The organism is Escherichia sp. KTE31 (assembly GCF_000407925.1).
Lineage (GTDB): Bacteria > Pseudomonadota > Gammaproteobacteria > Enterobacterales > Enterobacteriaceae > Escherichia > Escherichia ruysiae.
Genome location: NZ_KE136726.1, coordinates 541,521 through 559,046 on the forward strand (window position 1 = coordinate 541,521; position 17,526 = coordinate 559,046).

Annotated in this window: 14 protein-coding genes; 8 read left to right on the forward strand and 6 right to left on the reverse strand. The window is 51.8% G+C overall.

What is annotated here, in order from left to right:
• The first annotated feature begins 51 nt into the window (after positions 1-51).
• The 3 genes from ygjJ (at position 52) to fadH (ending at position 5,734) form a co-directional block, all read left to right on the forward strand.
• Positions 52-1,122, forward strand: a complete 1,071-nt coding sequence (ygjJ, locus tag WES_RS03100) for a protein YgjJ (RefSeq protein WP_016159746.1) — start codon at positions 52-54, stop codon at positions 1,120-1,122.
• A gap of 16 nt (positions 1,123-1,138) precedes the next feature.
• The gene (gene ygjK / locus WES_RS03095) at positions 1,139-3,490 is read left to right on the forward strand and encodes an alpha-glucosidase (RefSeq protein ID WP_016159745.1); all 2,352 of its coding nucleotides are present in this window, start codon (positions 1,139-1,141) and stop codon (positions 3,488-3,490) included.
• A 225-nt stretch (positions 3,491-3,715) separates the two neighbouring features.
• The gene (gene fadH / locus WES_RS03090; RefSeq protein ID WP_016159744.1) at positions 3,716-5,734 is read left to right on the forward strand and encodes an NADPH-dependent 2,4-dienoyl-CoA reductase; all 2,019 of its coding nucleotides are present in this window, start codon (positions 3,716-3,718) and stop codon (positions 5,732-5,734) included.
• A 53-nt stretch (positions 5,735-5,787) separates the two neighbouring features.
• On the opposite strand, the gene higA is transcribed toward fadH, so the two are convergent.
• The 3 genes from higA to rlmG all read right to left on the reverse strand — a co-directional run bounded on the left by higA (position 5,788) and on the right by rlmG (position 8,355).
• Positions 5,788-6,204, reverse strand: coding sequence for a type II toxin-antitoxin system antitoxin HigA (higA, locus tag WES_RS03085; protein ID WP_000560254.1), 417 nt, complete (start codon positions 6,202-6,204; stop codon positions 5,788-5,790).
• A 21-nt stretch (positions 6,205-6,225) separates the two neighbouring features.
• Positions 6,226-7,023, reverse strand: coding sequence for a DUF1266 domain-containing protein (locus WES_RS03080; protein WP_016159743.1), 798 nt, complete (start codon positions 7,021-7,023; stop codon positions 6,226-6,228).
• Positions 7,024-7,218: 195 nt separating this feature from the next.
• The gene (rlmG, locus tag WES_RS03075) at positions 7,219-8,355 is read right to left on the reverse strand and encodes a 23S rRNA (guanine(1835)-N(2))-methyltransferase RlmG (RefSeq protein WP_000018652.1); all 1,137 of its coding nucleotides are present in this window, start codon (positions 8,353-8,355) and stop codon (positions 7,219-7,221) included.
• Between the two features lie 84 nt (positions 8,356-8,439).
• On the opposite strand from rlmG, the gene WES_RS03070 reads away from it, so the two are divergent.
• From WES_RS03070 to sstT, 5 genes are all read left to right on the forward strand, one after another.
• Positions 8,440-8,943 carry a M48 metallopeptidase family protein gene (locus WES_RS03070; RefSeq protein WP_001295542.1) on the forward strand — a complete coding sequence of 168 codons (504 nt, stop codon included), beginning with the start codon at positions 8,440-8,442 and terminating at the stop codon, positions 8,941-8,943.
• A gap of 76 nt (positions 8,944-9,019) precedes the next feature.
• Complete coding sequence (locus WES_RS03065) at positions 9,020-9,712, forward strand: SanA/YdcF family protein (protein ID WP_016159742.1); 693 nt, start codon at positions 9,020-9,022, stop codon at positions 9,710-9,712.
• A gap of 78 nt (positions 9,713-9,790) precedes the next feature.
• Positions 9,791-10,777: a Gfo/Idh/MocA family protein gene (locus tag WES_RS03060; protein ID WP_016159741.1), complete on the forward strand. Its 987-nt coding sequence runs from the start codon at positions 9,791-9,793 to the stop codon at positions 10,775-10,777.
• A 282-nt stretch (positions 10,778-11,059) separates the two neighbouring features.
• Entirely contained in the window at positions 11,060-12,025 is a 966-nt protein-coding gene (gene alx / locus WES_RS03055) for a TerC family membrane protein Alx (RefSeq protein WP_001098792.1), read from the forward strand.
• Positions 12,026-12,485: 460 nt separating this feature from the next.
• On the forward strand, positions 12,486-13,730 hold the full coding sequence (sstT, locus tag WES_RS03050; RefSeq protein WP_000211637.1) for a serine/threonine transporter SstT: 1,245 nt from the start codon (positions 12,486-12,488) through the stop codon (positions 13,728-13,730).
• Positions 13,731-13,733: 3 nt separating this feature from the next.
• Here sstT and WES_RS03045 read toward each other — a convergent pair whose 3' ends face one another.
• The 3 genes from WES_RS03045 to uxaC all read right to left on the reverse strand — a co-directional run bounded on the left by WES_RS03045 (position 13,734) and on the right by uxaC (position 17,282).
• Entirely contained in the window at positions 13,734-14,285 is a 552-nt protein-coding gene (locus WES_RS03045; RefSeq protein ID WP_000128138.1) for a YgjV family protein, read from the reverse strand.
• Between the two features lie 82 nt (positions 14,286-14,367).
• Positions 14,368-15,855: an altronate dehydratase gene (gene uxaA / locus WES_RS03040; protein WP_016159740.1), complete on the reverse strand. Its 1,488-nt coding sequence runs from the start codon at positions 15,853-15,855 to the stop codon at positions 14,368-14,370.
• Between the two features lie 14 nt (positions 15,856-15,869).
• Entirely contained in the window at positions 15,870-17,282 is a 1,413-nt protein-coding gene (gene uxaC, locus WES_RS03035) for a glucuronate isomerase (protein ID WP_000187442.1), read from the reverse strand.
• Positions 17,283-17,526 lie beyond the last annotated feature (244 nt).

The following is a 17,526-nucleotide window of genomic DNA, read 5'->3' on the forward strand; positions in this document are numbered from 1 at the left end:
AATTACAACGATAAAAGGCTGTATTTTTTATTTAGCTCATGGATTAACACAATGAAATTAATCACTGCACCATGCAGAGCATTACTTGCTCTGCCGTTTTGCTACGCGTTTTCTGCGGCCGCTGAAGAAGTGCGTCCGGCAGAACATGACGACACAAAAACACCCGCCATTACCTCAACATCTTCTCCTTCATTTCGTTTTTATGGTGAATTAGGGGTTGGTGGGTATATGGATTTAGAGGGTGAGAATAAACATAAATACAGCGACGGAACTTATATCGAAGGCGGTCTGGAGATGAAATATGGCTCCTGGTTCGGCCTGATTTACGGCGAAGGCTGGACCGTGCAGGCCGACCACGACGGCAATGCCTGGGTGCCTGACCATAGCTGGGGTGGTTTTGAAGGTGGGATTAACCGTTTTTATGGCGGTTATCGTACTAACGATGGCACCGAAATCATGCTCAGTCTGCGCCAGGATTCCTCGCTGGATGACCTGCAATGGTGGGGCGATTTCACGCCCGATCTGGGCTACGTCATTCCCAATACCCGCGACATTATGGCCGCGCTGAAGGTGCAGAACTTAACCGGTAACTTCCGCTATAGCGTCACCGCCACGCCTGCCGGACATCATGACGAAAGCAAAGCCTGGCTGCATTTTGGCAAATACGATCGCTACGACGACAAATACACCTATCCGGCAATGATGAACGGTTACATCCAGTATGACCTTGCCGAAGGCGTCACCTGGATGAACGGTCTGGAAATCACCGACGGCACAGGACAACTCTATCTCACGGGTCTGCTTACCCCTAACTTCGCTGCCCGCGCCTGGCACCATACCGGACGCGCCGACGGGCTGGACGTACCGGGAAGCGAAAGTGGGATGATGGTGAGCGCCATGTATGAAGCGTTAAAGGGCGTTTATCTCTCCACCGCTTACACCTACGCCAAACATCGCTCTGACCACGCTGACGATGAAACCACCTCCTTTATGCAGTTTGGTGTCTGGTACGAATACGGCGGCGGACGTTTCGCAACGGCTTTCGATAGCCGCTTCTACATGAAAAATGCCTCTAACGATCCCAGCGACCAACTCTTCCTGATGCAATATTTTTACTGGTAATAAGGACAGTAATTTCATGAAAATCAAAACTATTTTAACGCCAGTAACCTGTGCTCTGCTGATGAGCTTTTCCGCCCATGCCGCTAACGCCGACAACTATAAAAACGTGATTAACCGTACCGGCGCGCCGCAGTACATGAAGGATTACGATTACGACGACCACCAGCGTTTTAATCCGTTTTTCGATCTCGGCGCCTGGCATGGTCACTTGTTGCCAGACGGCCCGAACACGATGGGCGGTTTTCCGGGCGTTGCGCTGCTGACGGAAGAGTACATCAACTTTATGGCGACCAATTTCGACCGCCTGACCGTCTGGCAGGACGGCAAGAAAGTCAACTTCACGCTGGAGGCATACAGTATTCCCGGCGCGCTGGTGCAAAAACTGACAGCAAAAGATGTGCAGGTTGAAATGACCCTGCGCTTCGCCACGCCGCGCACCTCACTACTGGAAACCAAAATCACCAGCGATAAACCGCTGGATCTGGTGTGGGATGGCGAGCTGCTGGAAAAACTGGAAGCGAAGGAAGGGAAACCGCTTTCCGATAAAACCATTGCTGGCGAGTACCCTGATTATCAACGCAAAATCAGCGCCACCCGTGATGGCCTGAAAGTCACCTTTGGCAAAGTGCGCGCCACCTGGGATCTACTGACCTCCGGCGAATCGGAATATCAGGTGCATAAATCCCTGCCGGTGCAGACTGAAATCAGCGGCAATCGCTTTACCAGTAAGGCGCATATCAACGGGTCGACGACGCTCTATACCACCTACTCCCACCTGCTGACCGCTCAGGAAGTTAGCAAAGAGCAGATGCAAATCCGCGATATTCTGGCGCGTCCGGCGTTTTATCTCACCACCTCGCAGCAACGCTGGGAAGAGTATCTGAAGAAAGGGTTAACCAATCCGGATGCGACGCCGGAACAGACGCGCGTCGCGGTGAAAGCAATCGAAACGCTTAACGGTAACTGGCGCTCGCCTGGCGGTGCGGTGAAATATAACACCGTCACGCCGTCGGTGACCGGGCGCTGGTTCTCCGGCAATCAGACCTGGCCGTGGGATACCTGGAAGCAGGCGTTTGCGATGGCGCATTTCAATCCGGACATCGCCAAAGAGAATATCCGCGCGGTCTTCTCCTGGCAGATCCAGCCCGGCGACGCCGTGCGTCCGCAGGATGTGGGCTTTGTCCCCGACCTGATTGCGTGGAACCTTAGCCCCGAGCGCGGCGGTGACGGCGGCAACTGGAACGAACGTAACACCAAACCCAGCCTTGCCGCCTGGTCGGTGATGGAAGTGTACAACGTCACCCAGGATAAAGCCTGGGTGGCAGAGATGTACCCAAAACTGGTGGCCTATCACGACTGGTGGTTACGTAACCGCGATCATAACGGCAACGGCGTACCGGAATATGGCGCGACCCGCGACAAAGCCCACAACACTGAGAACGGCGAGATGCTGTTTACGGTTAAAAAAGGTGACAAAGAAGAGACGCAGTCTGGGCTGAACAACTACGCCCGGGTGGTGGAGAAAGGCCAGTACGACAGTCTGGAAATTCCGGCACAGGTTGCTGCGTCGTGGGAATCGGGGCGTGATGACGCCGCCGTCTTTGGTTTTATCGACAAAGAACAATTGGATAAATATGTCGCTAACGGCGGCAAACGTAGCGACTGGACGGTGAAATTCGCCGAGAACCGCAGTCAGGACGGAACACTACTGGGCTACTCGTTGTTGCAGGAGTCGGTGGATCAGGCCAGCTATATGTACAGCGATAACCATTATCTGGCGGAGATGGCAACCATCCTCGGTAAACCGGAAGAGGCCAAACGCTATCGCCAGTTGGCACAGCAGCTCGCGGACTACATCAACACCTGTATGTTCGACCCGACTACGCAGTTCTACTATGACGTGCGCATTGAAGATAAACCGCTGGCGAACGGCTGCGCAGGCAAACCAATTGTCGAGCGCGGTAAAGGGCCAGAAGGCTGGTCGCCGCTGTTTAACGGTGCGGCAACGCAGACCAATGCCGACGCGGTGGTGAAGGTGATGCTGGACACTAAAGAGTTCAACACCTTTGTACCGCTGGGAACGGCGGCGTTAACCAACCCGGCTTTTGGTGCGGATATCTACTGGCGCGGGCGCGTATGGGTGGATCAGTTCTGGTTTGGACTGAAAGGGATGGAGCGTTACGGTTATCGCGATGATGCCCTGAAACTGGCAGATACGTTCTTCCAGCACGCCAAAGGATTAACCGCCGATGGTCCGATTCAGGAGAATTACAATCCGCTGACCGGCGCGCAGCAAGGGGCACCCAATTTCTCCTGGAGTGCCGCGCATTTGTATATGTTGTATAACGATTTTTTCCGTAAGCAGTAATTTACAACGGCTGGCGGATACGGCGTAAACGCCTTATCCGCCCTGGTTGTACGCTCCCTCAGGTCGGATAAGGCGCGACAAGCGTCGTATCCGGCATTTCCAATGGGCGTATTCTTTTTGAATCCCATCACAAACCCCGCACTCCCCTTTTCCCTTTTCCCCGGCGACGGCTAAATTAGAACTCATCCGACCACATAACAATTATTTTACATACTGGACAATTTTATGAGCTACCCGTCGCTGTTCGCCCCGCTGGATTTAGGCTTCACCACGTTAAAAAACCGAGTACTGATGGGTTCAATGCACACGGGGCTGGAGGAATACCCGGACGGCGCTGAACGGCTGGCAGCGTTTTATGCTGAACGCGCCCGTCACGGCGTGGCGCTGATTGTCAGCGGCGGCATTGCGCCAGATTTCACAGGCGTTGGCATGGAAGGCGGCGCAATGCTCAATGACGTCAGTCAGATCCCGCACCATCGCACCATTACTGAAGCGGTGCATCAGGAAGGCGGCAAAATCGCCCTGCAAATTTTGCATACCGGGCGCTACAGCTACCAGCCACATCTGGTGGCACCTTCCGCATTGCAGGCTCCCATCAACCGTTTCGTTCCCCATGAGTTAAGCCATGAAGAGATCCTGCAACTGATCGACAATTTCGCCCGCTGCGCGCAACTGGCGCGGGAAGCCGGATACGATGGCGTAGAGGTGATGGGTTCCGAAGGGTATTTGATCAACGAATTTCTGACTCTGCGCACCAATCAGCGTAGCGACCAGTGGGGCGGTGATTACCCTAACCGGATGCGGTTTGCCGTAGAAGTAGTGCGTGCGGTGCGCGAACGCGTCGGCAACGACTTCATTATTATCTACCGGCTGTCGATGCTCGACCTGGTAGAAGGCGGCGGGACTTTTGCCGAAACGGTACAACTGGCGCAGGCCATCGAAGCGGCTGGCGCAACCATTATCAACACCGGCATTGGCTGGCATGAAGCGCGTATTCCGACCATCGCCACGCCCGTGCCGCGCGGCGCATTTAGCTGGGTCACGCGCAAACTGAAAGGTCACGTCTCGCTGCCGCTGGTGACCACCAACCGGATTAACGATCCACAGGTTGCCGACGATATTCTCTCGCGCGGCGATGCCGATATGGTGTCGATGGCGCGACCATTTCTCGCCGATGCGGAGCTGCTGTCAAAAGCGCAATCGGGACGAGCCGATGAGATCAACACTTGTATTGGCTGCAATCAGGCCTGCCTCGATCAGATCTTCGTCGGCAAAGTCACCTCGTGCCTGGTGAATCCTCGCGCCTGCCATGAAACCAAAATGCCAATCCTTCCCGCCGTGCAGAAAAAAAATCTGGCGGTGGTCGGTGCCGGTCCGGCGGGGCTGGCGTTTGCCATTAACGCGGCGGCGCGTGGTCATCAGGTAACGTTGTTTGATGCACATAGCGAGATCGGCGGGCAGTTTAATATCGCCAAACAGATCCCTGGCAAAGAGGAGTTTTACGAAACGCTGCGCTACTACCGGCGGATGATCGAAGTGACGGGCGTAACGCTCAAACTCAATCACACCGTGACGGCGGATCAGTTACAGGCGTTCGATGAAACGATTCTCGCCAGTGGGATCGTACCGCGCATTCCGCCCATCGATGGTATCGATCATCCGAAGGTGCTGAGTTATCTCGACGTATTGCGCGACAAAGCGCCGGTGGGCAACAAAGTCGCCATCATCGGTTGTGGCGGGATTGGTTTTGATACGGCGATGTATCTCTGTCAGCCTGGTGAATCCACCAGCCAGAATATTGCCGAGTTCTGCACAGAATGGGGCATCGACAGCAGCCTGCAACAAGCTGGTGGCTTAAGTTCGCAAGGTATGCAGATCCCCCGTAGCCCACGACAGATTGTGATGCTCCAGCGCAAAGCCAGTAAACCGGGTCAGGGGCTGGGTAAAACCACAGGCTGGATCCATCGCACCACCCTGCTCTCGCGAGGCGTGAAAATGATCCCTGGCGTAAGTTATCAGAAGATTGACGATGACGGACTACATGTGGTGATCAACGGTGAACCGCAAATTTTGGCGGTAGATCATGTGGTGATCTGCGCGGGGCAGGAGCCAAACCGCGCGCTGGCACAACCCTTAATCGATGCAGGAACAACTGTGCATTTGATCGGTGGCTGCGACGTGGCTATGGAGCTGGACGCACGCCGAGCGATTGCCCAGGGAACACGGCTTGCGCTGGAGATTTAAACCGTTATTTGACGTGCCGGATGCTGCGTTCACACCTCATCCGGCAGGTAGCGTTAATCAATAAACAACGCAGGAGAAATACCGAATCGCGCAGCCAGTTTTTTAGCGTGTTCCAGTGTTAATTTTCTCTTCCCGTTCAAAACGCGTGACACCATCGATTTGCTACCAATTTCCGGCAGATCGGAAAGGGTTAAGCCGTATTGATCCATCAGGGTACGAATCACAGCAACACCACCTGGCATGGCTTGAGCCATGGCATTAAATTCAGCAAATTCGGGCGCTGATTCTTCCCACGCGGTTATTTTGGCACACACCAGATCCAGCAAGGGATTTTCAGGATCGTTAAGCAGCAGATGATCGACCAGTTCCAGCGCCTGGGCGTATTGTTCTTCGTTCTGGATACCCGCAAGAAAAGGTGCCACAGCAGTTAGCTTTTCTCCCGCCTGCAAGATGTCGGCAATCGCAATCATTTTTTCCCTTACACAATTAATTCAAGCATAGGGTGACTTTTCTATTTTTAATGGTGTATTCCAGTCTAACTTAAATGGACTGTTAGCCACATCCTGATGTTTATTTATAATCACGACTCTATTGTGATAGCAGCCTAATTTTTTAAGATCATGTTGTTGATCTTCCCCACTCCACCAAAGATAACCATATAAATAGCTTTTATTAAATTCGCTCCATGATGAAAAACTTTTCTGAATTTTTGATGTTACATCAAAGACTTCTTTCATATAACGTTGTTCATCTATCCATCCTGCTAAATAGTAATCCGCTAATAAATGATTTGCTCGACTTAAATCCCATGCGAGAATCGCATTGTTGCCAAAATCAAGAAGAGCATCATGCATTACTCTCATTTTAGGCAGCAGTTTTTTATCAGTGAGATTTTCAAATAATGTTTGCCAGTTTTGCTCTGTATCTAAATTTATGACATTTTCATTTAGATGATTAAACTCCCGGAGAAATTGTTCGTTATGGCGGCCATCAACAAGTGACTGGACCATCTCCATACCCGCAGATATGTCTTTTATCCCCCAGAATCGTTTACAACGACCTTTTGCAGTAAAACGATTATCTTTATTATACTCATGGCTCGCTAATAACCGATAATCACCGCGATTTAATACTGTAATTACAAGGTGCGTTCCATTAACATAACGCATCGTATCATTTAGCAGTGGAGCATTGTCTCTTTTTTTACGTTTTCTTTTTACATCCATCCACGCCCACGTCAGAGCAACAGGAACAGTAACAGCAAGTCCTAGCAAAGTATATTTATCCATAATTATTCCAATCAATGATATGCTGATGAAGATCGTTAAGAATATAGAATGACAACCAGACAAAAAAGTCCTTAAACAGACCTCTTCTATTTAGAATTATTTTATTTAAATTAACAGATTAAAAATAATGGAATAACAATAAATTCAATTACCGGATCGGGTATTTCAACCACAATCCGGCATTGCGCATAAATCTTACCGACGACGCCCTAACTTCACCGCCTTCAGCACCACAAATTTATTATTCGTGGCAATAGTGGTGCAGTTGCCGAAAATTTTCTTCAGTTTGTGGAAGTAATCCAGATGGCGGTTGGCAACGATATACAGCTCACCATTGATTTTCAGGCAGCGGCGGGCGTGGTGGAACATCTCCCAGGCGACGTTATCGGTCAGCGCATGTTGCTGGTGAAACGGCGGGTTGCAGAGCACAGCATTAAAGCGGAAAGGCTCCACGCCGGAGAGCGCGTTGTTGATCATAAACTCGCAGCGATCCAGCGCCTCAGGCATGTTGGTTTCAACGTTCAAACGGCTGGAAGCAACCGCCATTGGCGATTCATCGACAAACACCACTTTCGCCTGCGGGTTTTTATCGAGCAATGTCAGGCCAATAACGCCGTTACCACAGCCGAGATCGACAATCTCACCTTCGAGATTCTCCGGCAGATGCTGCATAAAGAAGCGCGCGCCAATATCCAGCCCGGTGCGGGAGAAGACATTTGCGTGATTGTGGATAGTCCAGTCAGTGCCTTCCAGCTTCCAGCTAACAGTCTGCGGCGCATCGGCCAGCGGCGGCTCGTTGAATGTACAGTTAATCAGTCGCGCTTTTTTCCATGCCAGCGTGGTGGTGGTCGGGCCGAGCACTTTTTCAAACAGTTCCAGCGTGGAAGTGTGGATATCGCGGGCTTTAGCACCGGCAATAATGCGCGTATCTGGCGTGACCACTTTGCGCAACGCACGCAGTTGTTGTTCCAGCAATGCCAGCGTTTTCGGTACTTTGATCAGCACCACGCCCGGCTGTTGCGGATAGTCAGCGGTGCTGTCGAGAAACTTCACGCTCGACTCATCAATCCCGTTGAGGCGTAAATTCTCGCGCGTCGCCAGTTCACTGATGTATGAGTCGCCAATGCTGTACGGCTTATGTTCTGCCAACGCACAGCTTAACGCGCCGAAGGCATCATTCAGGATCAACACCGGGCCGCAGATTTCTGTATCGTCCAACTGTTGCAGCAGATACTCATCCGCCGCTTCCCACGCCTGCAGCGGGTTAACGTCATCCGTCGCCGGGAAACGTTGTAGTGTCAGTGAACGGAAACCGTTGTCTAAGTGGCTCATCGGCCCTCCTGAATGATAAAATTTCGACGTTGCCCCTGAAAAGGGTGCGTGAGTATACCCTTTTTCTCTTTTTCGTGGGCGGTTATGAGCAATCTTACTTATCTTCAGGGTTATCCCGAGCAGCTACTTTCCCAGGTGCGCACGCTGATTAATGAACAACGTCTGGGCGATGTGCTGGCAAAACGCTATCCGGGAACGCACGACTACGCCACCGATAAAGCACTCTGGCAATATACCCAGGATCTGAAAAATCAGTTTCTGCGTAACGCCCCGCCGATCAATAAAGTGATGTATGACAACAAGATCCACGTGCTGAAAAACGCGCTCGGGTTACATACCGCTGTTTCGCGTGTGCAGGGCGGCAAACTGAAAGCAAAAGCGGAGATCCGCGTCGCTACCGTGTTTCGCAATGCGCCGGAACCGTTTTTGCGCATGATAGTGGTGCACGAACTGGCGCACCTGAAGGAGAAAGAGCATAACAAAGCGTTCTACCAGTTGTGCTGCCATATGGAGCCACAGTACCACCAGCTTGAGTTCGACACCCGGCTGTGGCTAACGCAGTTGTCGCTTGGGCAAGACAAAATCTGAAAATGATGCCAGGCGTTATATTTTCAATCATTAACGCCTAAAATCGACGCCCCTCTTTTCGTTAAGGATAACGGCCATGCTGCGCGCATTTGCTCGCCTTCTTCGCCGCGTTTGTTTTTCTCGCCGGACTCTTAAAATTGCCTGTTTATTGTTGCTTGTGGCAGGAGCGACCATTTTTATCGCCGATCGCGCAATGGTCACCGCCAGCAAGCAGCTGACCTGGAGCGATATCAACGCCGTTCCAGCGCGTAACGTGGGTTTATTGCTGGGAGCGAGGCCGGGTAATCGCTACTTTACCCGACGCATTGATACCGCCGCAGAGTTGTACCATGCCGGAAAAGTGAAATGGCTGTTAGTCAGTGGCGATAACGGACGTAAAAATTACGATGAAGCGTCCGGAATGCAACAGGCTTTAATCGCTAAGGGCGTTCCGGCAAAAGCCATCTTCTGCGACTATGCCGGATTCTCGACACTTGATTCGGTGGTACGCGCCAAAAAGGTGTTTGGTGAAAACCATATCACCATTATTTCGCAAGAATTTCATAACCAACGCGCCATCTGGCTGGCAAAACAGTACGGCATCGATGCTATCGGTTTTAACGCACCAGACCTGAATATGAAGCACGGTTTATATACTCAACTGCGGGAAAAACTTGCCAGAGTCAGCGCGGTGATTGATGCGAAAATCCTCCATCGCCAGCCGAAATATCTCGGGCCGTCGGTCATGATTGGGCCGTTTAGCGAGCATGGCTGTCCGGCGCAGAAATAATGCGTATCTGCGCACGTCGAAGATGAAAAAGGCGTGCTACATTGACGGCAGAATCCCTTTATGGAGTATCCACGCGTTATGATACGTTTCGCTGTGATTGGTACGAACTGGATCACTCGCCAGTTCGTCGAGGCTGCCCATGAGAGCGGCAAATACAAGTTAACCGCCGTCTATTCCCGCAGCCTTGAACAGGCCCAGCACTTCGCCAATGATTTTTCTGTCGAGCATCTGTTTACGTCGCTGGAAACGATGGCGGAAAGCGATGCCATTGACGCGGTGTATATTGCCAGCCCGAACGCTCTGCATTTTGCCCAGACGCAACTTTTTCTTAGCCACAAAATTCATGTAATTTGCGAGAAACCGCTGGCATCGAATCTGGCGGAAGTGGATGCCGCCATTGCCTGTGCGCGGGAAAATCAGGTGGTGCTGTTCGAGGCATTTAAAACCGCCAGCCTGCCGAACTTTCATTTGTTACGCCAGGCGCTGCCGAAAGTCGGCAAACTGCGTAAAGTCTTTTTCAACTACTGCCAGTATTCCTCGCGTTACCAGCGTTATCTGGACGGCGAGAATCCCAACACCTTTAATCCGGCGTTCTCCAACGGCTCGATTATGGATATCGGCTTTTACTGTCTGGCGTCGGCGGTGGCATTATTTGGTGAACCGAAAAGCGTACAGGCAACCGCCAGTTTGCTGGCAAGCGGCGTGGATGCCCACGGCGTGGTGGTAATGGATTACGGTGATTTCAGCGTTACGTTGCAGCATTCAAAAGTCAGCGATTCTGTCCTGGCAAGCGAGATTCAGGGCGAAGCGGGATCGCTGGTGATTGAAAAACTCTCCGAATGCCAGAAAGTCTGCTTTGTCCCGCGCGGCAGTAAGATGCAGGATCTCACTCAGCCGCAGCATATTAATACCATGCTCTATGAGGCTGAACTGTTCGCCACCCTGGTGGATGAACATCTGGTGAATCATCCGGGGCTGGCGGTCAGTCGCATTACCGCCAAACTGCTGACTGAGATCCGCCGCCAGACTGGGGTCGTTTTTCCGGCTGATAGCGTAAATCTATAATTGTTACCGTAAAGCAGTGTAAAAGGCATGTAACAGACCATTGACTGGCTGAATGGTCTGTCATACTTTGTTACCTGCAAAGGGGAGTAACTTCATTGCCGGTCGATCGTCATTACGATGTGTGAAAAACCACATCCGGTCACCGGGCAACCCGAAAGGAATACGCAGACGTATTCCTTTTTTGTTGTAAGTGAGACCTTGCCGGAAGGCGAGGTCTATGCATAAAAAGCAGCGGCTGACGTCTTCCGACGTTGGCCGTTTTTTTATGTGTAAGGAACTTCTATGAATACTGTCGGCACGCCGTTGCTATGGGGCGGATTCGCTGTTGTTGTCGCCATTATGCTGGCTATCGACCTGTTATTACAGGGGCGTCGTGGCGCACATGCCATGACCATGAAACAGGCTGCGGCATGGTCGCTGGTCTGGGTGACGCTGTCGTTACTGTTTAATGCCGCTTTCTGGTGGTATCTGGCGCAGACACAGGGGCGTGAAGTCGCTGACCCGCAGGCGCTGGCCTTCCTCACAGGTTATCTGATTGAGAAATCGCTGGCGGTCGATAACGTCTTCGTCTGGTTAATGTTGTTCAGCTATTTCTCTGTTCCGGCAGCATTACAACGTCGCGTACTGGTGTATGGCGTGCTTGGGGCGATTGTTCTGCGTACCATCATGATCTTCACCGGTAGCTGGCTGATTTCGCAGTTCGACTGGATCCTGTATATCTTCGGTGCATTCCTGCTGTTTACTGGCGTGAAGATGGCGCTGGCTCATGAAGATGAATCAGGAATCGGTGACAAGCCGCTGGTGCGCTGGCTGCGCGGTCATTTGCGCATGACCGACACCATCGACAACGAGCATTTCTTTGTGCGCAAGAATGGTTTGTTGTACGCCACGCCGCTGATGCTGGTGTTGATTCTGGTGGAGTTAAGCGACGTGATCTTCGCCGTGGATAGCATTCCGGCTATCTTCGCTGTTACCACCGATCCGTTTATTGTGCTGACCTCAAACCTGTTTGCAATCCTCGGCCTGCGTGCGATGTATTTCCTGCTGGCAGGCGTAGCGGAGCGTTTCTCGATGCTCAAATATGGTCTGGCAGTGATTCTGGTATTTATCGGTATCAAGATGCTGATTGTCGATTTCTATCATATTCCGATCGCCGTCTCGCTGGGCGTGGTGTTTGGCATTCTGGTGATGACGTTTATTATCAACGCCTGGGTGAATTATCGGCATGATAAACAGCGGGTTGGATAATTCGCGTTAACAAACATACACCACCAGGGACGCTCCTCATTTTTCAGGATGTATTGCAACGATCCAGTCTGGTACTTGATACCGTAAAATCTGGAGCGTCCATCTCATTATCCTTGTAAGACGCACCCTCAGCCCACATCCATGTGGGCTGCCCTGGCCTCCAGGAAACGCTTCGGCGATTTTGATGCCACCAACACCCGTGCGGTTTATCAGTCCACAACAAACACAACTAAACCCAATTCAGGATGAGGAGATGCAAGTTTGCTTTCCCCTCAAACATGTCAAACAAATGTAACCATTAAGTTGCAAAACATGACCTCTCTTTAAAATCCAGCATTTTTCGCTTCCCGAAGCTGTAACTTTCCTTATACTCGACCTTGCAAACACTTTGTTACATCCTGAAAGATGCGTCGATAGAACGCACCAGGGATGTGCGACAACACAATGAAAGGATCGAAAAATGACTACGCAACGTTCACCGGGGCTATTCCGGCGTCTGGCTCATGGCAGCCTGGTAAAACAAATCCTGGTCGGCCTTATTCTGGGGATTCTCCTGGCATGGATCTCAAAACCGGCGGCTGAAGCTGTTGGTCTGTTAGGCACTTTATTTGTTGGCGCCCTGAAAGCCGTAGCACCAATCCTGGTGCTGATGCTGGTGATGGCTTCCATCGCTAACCACCAACACGGGCAAAAAACCAATATCCGCCCTATTCTGTTCCTCTATCTGCTGGGTACTTTCTCCGCCGCACTGGCCGCAGTCGTTTTCAGCTTTGCCTTCCCATCGACCCTGCATTTGTCCAGTAGCGCAGGCGATATTTCCCCGCCGTCAGGTATTGTGGAAGTGATGCGCGGACTGGTAATGAGCATGGTTTCCAACCCCATTGACGCCCTGTTGAAAGGTAATTACATCGGGATTCTGGTGTGGGCTATTGGCCTCGGTTTCGCGTTGCGTCACGGTAACGAAACCACCAAAAACCTGGTCAATGATATGTCGAATGCCGTCACCTTTATGGTGAAACTGGTGATTCGCTTCGCGCCAATCGGTATTTTTGGTCTGGTTTCTTCTACGCTGGCAACCACCGGTTTCTCCACACTGTGGGGCTACGCGCAACTGCTGGTCGTGCTGGTTGGCTGTATGTTGCTGGTGGCGCTGGTGGTTAACCCACTGCTGGTGTGGTGGAAAATTCGTCGTAACCCGTTCCCGCTGGTACTGCTGTGCCTGCGCGAAAGCGGTGTGTACGCCTTCTTCACCCGCAGCTCTGCGGCGAACATTCCGGTGAATATGGCGCTGTGTGAAAAGCTGAATCTGGATCGAGATACCTATTCCGTTTCTATTCCGCTGGGAGCCACCATCAATATGGCGGGCGCAGCAATCACCATTACGGTGTTGACGCTGGCTGCGGTTAATACGCTGGGTATTCCGGTCGATCTGCCTACGGCGCTGCTGCTGAGCGTGGTTGCTTCTCTGTGCGCCTGTGGCGCCTCCGGCGTGGCGGGGGGTTCTCTGCTGCTGATCCCACTGGCCTGTAATATGTTCGGTATTTCGAACGATATCGCCATGCAGGTGGTTGCCGTCGGCTTTATTATCGGCGTATTGCAGGACTCCTGCGAAACCGCACTGAACTCTTCAACTGACGTGCTGTTCACTGCGGCAGCTTGCCAGGCAGAAGACGATCGTCTGGCAAATAGCGCCCTGCGTAATTAATGTTTAACCCCTTTCGTCAACGGCGGAAGGGGTTTTCTCTACTTTAAACGGATCAATTCCCCTTTTCTGCATCCGCCAGAAACGAATGATATTCAGGCCATTCATCAGTAGAAAACTGCCTTCAATCATCGTGCCGCCAATCGACCCAGCCCAAAAGTTGTGAATCACCCAGCAACACGTTGAAAACCACATTACGCAGCGCATGGTCAGACCTTTACAGCGAAACAGCGCCCAGGTACTGACAATCGTGCCAATAACCGGCAATAGTTCAACAGGATGGTGGAACTTCGCCAGGCCAATTCCGCCAGTCAGCACAATAAAGATCGCCATTACCCATAAGCTGCGCGTGCGTAAGGTAATCAGCGTACGAATGGCATTAAGGATGGCACTGGCACCGGCGGGATAGGTGCCCAGGAGGAAAAAATGCACGCCAATAACGGCGCTATAGACCGAAAGCTGCTTTTTGAAGCGACGTTCGTCACGGTTAAAAAATGTTGTGATACCAATCAGAAAGGCGATGACACCCACGCCCTGGGCCAGCCAATACGCGGTCATGATAAATCCTTAGCAGGTATGGAAAAGCAAACGGCGCTTCACATTATGAAACGCCGTTTTTTATTAACAACTCATTTCGACTTTATAGCGTTACGCCGCTTTTGAAGATCGCCAGTTCGCGGAAGTCGTTACGCTCGTTGCAGGTTTGCTTACCGTTGGCAAACTCAACGATGGTATCGATAAATTCTTCCAGCAACTGCGGCATCGCTTTACCATGGATCAGCTGACCCGCGTCAAAGTCGATCCAGTGTTTTTTCTTCGCCGCCAGTTCACTGTTGGTGGCAATTTTCACTGTCGGCACAAAACCACCATACGGCGTACCGCGACCGGTACTGAACAGCACCATGTGACAGCCTGCACCCGCCAGGGCGCTGGTCGCTACGGCATCGTTACCCGGCGCGCTTAACAGGTTCAGCCCCGGCGTTTTCAGACGCTCGCCGTAACGCAGCACGTCTACCACCTGGCTGGAGCCCGCTTTCTGCGTACAGCCGAGAGATTTATCTTCCAGCGTGGTGATACCACCCGCTTTGTTCCCCGGCGATGGGTTTTCGTAGATCGGCTGGTCATGGGCAATAAAGTACTGTTTGAAGTCGTTGACCATGGTGACCAGTTTTTCAAACGTTGCTTCGTCACGGCAATGATCCATCAGCAACTGCTCTGCGCCGAACATCTCCGGTACTTCGGTCAGTACGGTCGTACCGCCGTTAGCAATCACGTAGTCAGAGAAACGCCCCAACATTGGGTTAGCGGTAATACCGGAAAGACCGTCAGAACCACCGCACTCCAGACCAAACTTCAGTTCGCTGAGTTTGCCTGGCTCGCGTTTATCGTTGCGCATCACGTTATACAACTGATGCAGATGTTCGATCCCGGCCTCGATTTCATCGTCCTGCTGTTGGCAGATCATGAAATGGACACGTTCAGGATCGATATCGCCCAGCGTTTCACGGAAGACATCGACCTGATTGTTTTCACATCCCAGACCAATTACCAGCACCGCACCTGCGTTCGGGTGACGCACCATGTTTTGTAGCATAGTACGGGTATTGATGTGATCGTCACCCAGTTGCGAACATCCGTAGGTGTGGCTGAAGAGGAACACGCCGTCAGTACCTTCGGCGTTGTTGGTCTCTTTCAGAAAACGGTTCTGGATCTGACGCGCGATGCCGTTAACACAGCCCACGGTTGGCAGGATCCACAGCTCGTTACGCACCCCGACATCACCATTCGCGCGACGATAGATCTGCACTTCACGATCTGCCGCTTGTGCTGGCAGATCATGAAAATCAGGTTGATAGCGATACTGATCCAGATCGCTCAGATTCGTGCGCGTATTGTGGGCGTGAACGTGTTCACCTGCCGCAATATCCGCCAGTGCATAACCAATCGGCAGGCCATATTTGATGACGTTGGCCCCTTTTGCGATATCCGTTAACGCAAATTTATGTCCACGAGCAACATCCTGGCGCAGCCTAACAGTCTGGTTATCGACACTGACTTCTGTGCCTTCAGCCAAATCAGCTAAAGCAACCGCGACGTTATCCAGCGCATGGATCTTGATGTATTGCATATCAACCCCAGACCTTAGTTCAGTTCAATGGCGAAGTAGTCACGCGCATTGTTAAAGCAAATGTTTTTCACCATCTCGCCCAGCAGGTTGATGTCCGCCGGTGCTTCGCCCGCTTCCACCCAGCGACCGATCATCTGGCACAGAATGCGGCGGAAGTATTCGTGACGGGTGTATGACAGGAAGCTACGGCTGTCAGTCAGCATACCAACAAAGCGGCTCAGCAGACCAAGCTGCGCCAGTTGGGTCATCTGACGTTCCATACCGTCTTTCTGATCGTTAAACCACCAGCCAGAACCGAACTGCATTTTGCCCGGCATACCTTCGCCCTGGAAGTTACCGATCATGGTGCCCAGCACTTCGTTATCGCGCGGGTTCAGGCAGTAGAGAATGGTTTTCGGCAGCAGGTTTTCTTCGTTCTGTTTGCTCAGCAGCTTAGACAGCTCTTCCGCCATCGGACGGTCGTTGATGGAGTCAAAGCCTACATCCGGCCCCAGCAGTTTGAACTGACGCAGATTGTTATTACGCAGTGCGCCAATGTGGTACTGCTGTACCCAGCCGCGACGTGCGTATTCTGCGCCGAGGAACACCAGCACCGCAGTTTTGAACTGTGCCACTTCGTGCTCGCTCAGGGTTTCGCCAGCCAGACGGCGCGCCAGAATGCTGTCCAGTTCCGCTTCGTTCGCTTCAGCAAACATCACCACATCCAGCGCGTGGTCAGACACTTTACAGCCGTGAGCGGCAAAGTGATCCAGACGTTTGGTCAGAGCAGTTTGCAGGTCTGCAAAGCGGCGAATGTCGGTATCGGAGACTTCACCCAGCTTCGCCATATAGTCGTTAAAGGTCGCCTGTTCGATGTTGAAGGCTTTATCCGGACGCCAGCTCGGCAGCACCTTAATGGTGAAAGAGCCGTCTTTGGCGATCTCTGCATGATGCTCCAGAGAATCGATCGGATCATCGGTGGTGCCGACCATTTTCACGTTCATCTGCTGCATGATGCCGCGCGCGGAGAAGTTATCCTGCGCCAGCAGTTCGTTACATTCGTTCCAGATTTCATCCGCAGTAGACGGAGACAGCAGTTTGCCAGTGATACCGAATGGACGACGCAGTTCGAGGTGCGTCCAGTGGTATAACGGATTGCCGATAGTGTGCGGAACAGTCGCCGCCCATGCGTCAAACTTTTCACGGTCAGAGGCATCACCGGTACACAGGCGTTCAGCTACACCATTGGTGCGCATTGCACGCCATTTGTAGTGATCGCCTTTTAGCCAGATGTCATACAAATTCTTAAAGCGATAGTCTTCTGCGATCTGCTGCGGCGGCAAATGGCAGTGGTAGTCGAAAATCGGCTGGTCTTTTGCGTAGTCGTGATACAGGCGGCGGGCAAATTCAGTATCTAACAGGAAATCTTCAGTCATAAACGGAGTCATTATCGTCTTCCTCTTAACGAGTGAGCTAGCTTGCTTATGGTGCGATGCTGACAAAGTTATCACACCAATTTCCAGAGCCAGAAGATATTTTCGTGAGTTAGATCAATAAACGTAGTTAAAAAAATTACTCTCAAAGTGGTAAATATCGCTGCAAGCCGCGCCGTTACTGGCCTCGCTATCATCCTGTAATGTCCCTACAAATATTCGCACATTTGTGATGGCTCTCACCTTTTAAAGTTGTATG